Origin of the sequence: Stenotrophomonas pictorum JCM 9942 (genome assembly GCF_001310775.1) — a bacterium.
GTDB lineage: Bacteria > Pseudomonadota > Gammaproteobacteria > Xanthomonadales > Xanthomonadaceae > Stenotrophomonas > Stenotrophomonas pictorum.
The window spans coordinates 1-3,793 of sequence record NZ_BAZI01000262.1 but is presented as its reverse complement, the minus strand read 5'-3'; the positions used below and the strand labels follow the sequence as shown (position 1 = coordinate 3,793).

General features: G+C 67.0%; 4 protein-coding genes. 2 read left to right on the top strand and 2 right to left on the bottom strand.

Features of this window, described 5'->3' with window-relative positions:
* Both JCM9942_RS18365 and JCM9942_RS12035 read right to left on the bottom strand, forming a co-directional pair.
* A partial coding sequence (locus JCM9942_RS18365) for a twin-arginine translocation signal domain-containing protein (RefSeq protein ID WP_157722899.1) occupies positions 1–112 on the bottom strand: 112 nt, incomplete at its 3' end.
* Positions 113–232: 120 nt separating this feature from the next.
* Positions 233–496 carry a hypothetical protein gene (locus tag JCM9942_RS12035; RefSeq protein ID WP_054659937.1) on the bottom strand — a complete coding sequence of 88 codons (264 nt, stop codon included), beginning with the start codon at positions 494–496 and terminating at the stop codon, positions 233–235.
* 207 nt (positions 497–703) lie between these two features.
* Between JCM9942_RS12035 and JCM9942_RS12030 the strand changes: the two genes are divergently transcribed.
* Positions 704–1,825, top strand: a complete 1,122-nt coding sequence (locus JCM9942_RS12030; protein ID WP_054659935.1) for a PLP-dependent cysteine synthase family protein — start codon at positions 704–706, stop codon at positions 1,823–1,825.
* Positions 1,826–1,863: 38 nt separating this feature from the next.
* On the top strand, positions 1,864–3,793 hold a 1,930-nt coding region (locus JCM9942_RS12025; protein WP_054659933.1), incomplete at its 3' end, for a M3 family metallopeptidase.

Genomic DNA, 3,793 nt, shown 5'->3' with positions numbered 1-3,793 from the left:
CGGGGATGCGACCCAGCCCGGCGCCGGCGACCACACCGCCCAGGGCAAGGCCCTGCACGAAGCGGCGCCGCGACAAGGCCGGGCGCGGATCGGAAAGAAAATCGGAGGACATAGGCAACTCCCGCTCACACCGCCACGCATCAACGCGCGGCCGCATGGCCTGAACAGATCAAGAAAGACGTCACGGCGTTGCCATGACGCAGGTGTCCGCTGGGGCGCCAAGGCGCCGGGGTCAGGCGATGGGCGGGCGGTTGAGCTGGGCAGGGGCCGCGTCGTCGCGCGCCTGTGTGGATGCTGATGGCTGCGCGGTTTGCGGAACACCACTGAGAGGCGGCAGGGCCTGCGTCGGCAGCATGTTGCAGTGCTGCATGCAGTCGCAGTGCTTGCCATCGCCGCACAGTTCCATCGGTTGCGGCGCCGTGGTGTCCGCGTGCATGCCGCCTTCATCGTGACAGCAGGCGTGGTCTGCATCCATGGCCATCGTCGTGGCCGGCATCGCCATCGCCGTCGCAGCCCATACCGACCGGTCGCGCTGGCGATCAGGGAAAGGCAAAGCAGCAGGGGCAGCAGGATGCGGAGCACGGGAACCGGCGCTTGAAACAAGGGCGTAACCATAGCACTCGGCGTTGGCGGCCCGCAGCTCCCGGCGCGAAGAGTGGGGGCGAAGTAGAATCGGCTTCAGCTTTCATTGAAGTGGCGATCCATGTCCCAGCGTCATTGGGTGGCAGCGGCCATCCGCAAGATTGAAGCCGACTACAACCGTTCGGCCGATACCCACCTGATTCCGATGGACCTGCCCGGTTTTCCCGGGATCGAGGTCTATCTGAAGGATGAATCCAGCCACCCCACCGGCAGCCTGAAGCACCGTCTGGCGCGCTCGCTGTTCCTGTACGCGCTGGCCAATGGCTGGTTGCGCGAGGGTTGTCCTGTGATCGAGGCGTCCAGCGGTTCCACCGCCGTGTCCGAAGCGTACTTCGCGCGTCTGCTGGGGCTGCCATTCATCGCGGTGATGCCGGCCAGCACCTCGCCGGAAAAAATCGCCGCGATCGAATTCCACGGCGGCCGTTGCCATCTGGTGCAGCGTGCCTGCGACCTGAATTGCGAATCCGAGCGGTTGGCGCGTGAGACCGGTGGCCACTTCATGGACCAGTTCACCTACGCCGAGCGGGCCACCGACTGGCGTGCCAACAACAACATCGCCGAGTCGATCTTCAAGCAGATGGCCGAGGAGCCGCATCCGGTGCCCGAGTGGATCGTCTGCAGCCCCGGCACCGGCGGCACCGCCGCGACCCTGGGGCGTTATGTCAGCTATCGCCGACATGACACGCGGATCCTGTGCGCGGACCCGGAAGTGTCGATCTTCTACGACGGCTATTGCGCCGCGCTGGAAGGCAAGCCATGGCGTGAACTGACCTGTGCGGGCGGCTCGCGGGTGGAGGGCATCGGCCGGCCGCGGGTGGAGTCGAGCTTCATCCCGACCTGCGTCGATGCGATGGTGAAGGTGCCCGATGCGCTGAGCCTGGCGGCCATGCGCCATGTCAGCGCGACGCTGGGGCGCCGTGTCGGCGGTTCCACCGGTACCAACTTCATCGGCGTGCTGTATGCGGCCCAGCAGATGCGTGCGGCCGGCCGCGAGGGGTCGATCGTCACCATCCTGTGCGACTCGGGCGAGCGCTACGCCCACAGCTACTACAACCCGGACTGGTACCGGGCGCAGGGCATCGAGGTGCAGCAGGCCGATGCGCTGATCGCCGCGGCGGTGGCCGGGCAGCCCTTGCCGCCATTGCCTTGTGCGTGGCTGGAACCGTCGCCATATAACAGGTGATCCCGGCAGTGGCCGGGCATGTATTGACGGAGCTCCCGATGACCAACCCGCTACTCGATTTTTCCGGCCTGCCGCGTTTCGATGAAATCCGTCCGGAGCACGTCGGCCCGGCCATCGATGCACTGCTGGCCCAGGCCGAAGCAGCGGTGAAGGCGGCGGAAACCGTTTCGCCGCTGAGCTGGGAGGCGTTCGTGGTGCCGCTGGACGATGCCACCGAGCGCCTGTACCGCGCCTGGGGCCAGGTCAGCCATCTGCAGGCGGTGGTGAATACCCCGGCGCTGCGCGAGGCCTACAACGCCAACCTGCCCAAGGTCACCCGTTTCGGCAGCGCGCTGGGCCAGAACCTGGCGCTGTTCGCGCAATACAAGGCGCTGGCGGCCACCCCGGAGGCCGCCGGCTACGACGCTGCGCGGCGCAAGGTGCTGGACAACGCCTTGCGTGATTTCCGCCTGGGCGGGGCGGAACTGGACGAGGCCGGCAAGGCGCGTTTCAGTGCAATCCAGGAAGAACTCTCGGCGTTGTCGGCGAAGTTTTCGCAGAACGTGCTCGATGCCACCGACGCCTTCGCGCTGTACGTGGAAGACGAAAACGAGCTGGCCGGGTTGCCGGCCGAGGTGGTCGCCGCCTGCCGCGCGGCGGCGCAGAAGGAGGGCAGATCCGGCTTCAAACTGAGCTTGCAGATGCCGTGCTACCTGCCGGTGCAGGCCTATGCCGACAACCGCGCGCTGCGCGAGCAGCTGTACCGCGCCAACGCGGTGCGCGCCTCCGAACTGGGCGATCCGGCGCTGGACAACAGCGGCCACATCGACCGCATCCTCGTCCTGCGCACCGAGCTGGCGGCGCTGCTGGGGTTTGACAGCTACGCGGCCTATTCGGTGGCCACCAAGATGGCCGAGAGCCCGGCGCAGGTGCAGACGTTCCTGCAGGATCTGGCCGATCGTGCCAAGCCCTATGCGCAGCGCGACCGCGCCGAACTGGACGCCTTCGCCCGGGACGAGTTGGGCCTGGCCGCGCTGGAGGCCTGGGACCTGAGCTACGTCTCGGAGAAACTCAAGCAGGCCCGCTACAGCTACTCCGAGCAGGAGGTGAAGCAGTACTTCACCGAACCGGCGGTGCTGGCCGGCCTGTTCGATGTCATCCAGCGCCTGTACGGGCTGACGGTGCAGCCCGACACCGCGCCGGTGTGGCATGAGGATGTGCGTTTCTACCGGCTGGTGGATGCCGATGGCACGTTGGTCGGCCAGTTCTATCTGGATCTGTATGCGCGCGAGGGCAAGCGCGGCGGGGCGTGGATGGACGATTGCCGCAACCGTCGCCACACCGCCGCCGGCGTGCAGACGCCGCTGGTGTATCTGGTATGCAATTTCGGCCGTGGCGCTGCGGGCAAGCCGGCGACCCTGAGCCACAACGAAGTGACCACGCTGTTCCACGAGATGGGGCATGGCCTGCACCAGTTGCTGACCCAGGTGGGAGAGCTGGGCGTGGCCGGCATCAATGGCGTGGAGTGGGATGCGGTGGAACTGCCCAGCCAGTTCATGGAGAACTTCTGCTGGGAGTGGGAGCACGTGCAGGCGATGAGCGCGCATGTGGACAGCGGCCAGCCGCTGCCGCGGGCGCTGTTCGAGAAGATGCTGGCGGCGCGGAACTACCAGAGCGGCATGTTCACCGTGCGCCAGCTGGAGTTTGCGCTGTTCGACATGCAGCTGCACAGCGGCTTCGATCCGGCCGATGACAGCGTGCTGCAGCTGCTCGAACGGGTGCGTCAGGCGGTGGCGGTGAACTTCCCGCCGGCCTGGAACCGCTTCCCGCACCAGTTCAGCCACATTTTCGCCGGCGGCTATGCGGCCGGTTACTACAGCTACAAATGGGCCGAGGTGCTCAGCGCCGACGCCTACGCCGCTTTCGAGGAGGCGCCGGGGCAACTGGCCGATACCGGTGCCCGGTTCCGCGCCGAGGTGCTGGCGCGCG

Excerpts from the sequence above, each read along its gene's own strand:
- JCM9942_RS12035 (WP_054659937.1), bottom strand. The coding sequence starts at position 496 with ATGCCGGCCACGACGATGGCCATGGATGCAGACCACGCCTGCTGTCAC.
- JCM9942_RS12030 (WP_054659935.1), top strand. The coding sequence starts at position 704 with ATGTCCCAGCGTCATTGGGTGGCAGCGGCCATCCGCAAGATTGAAGCC.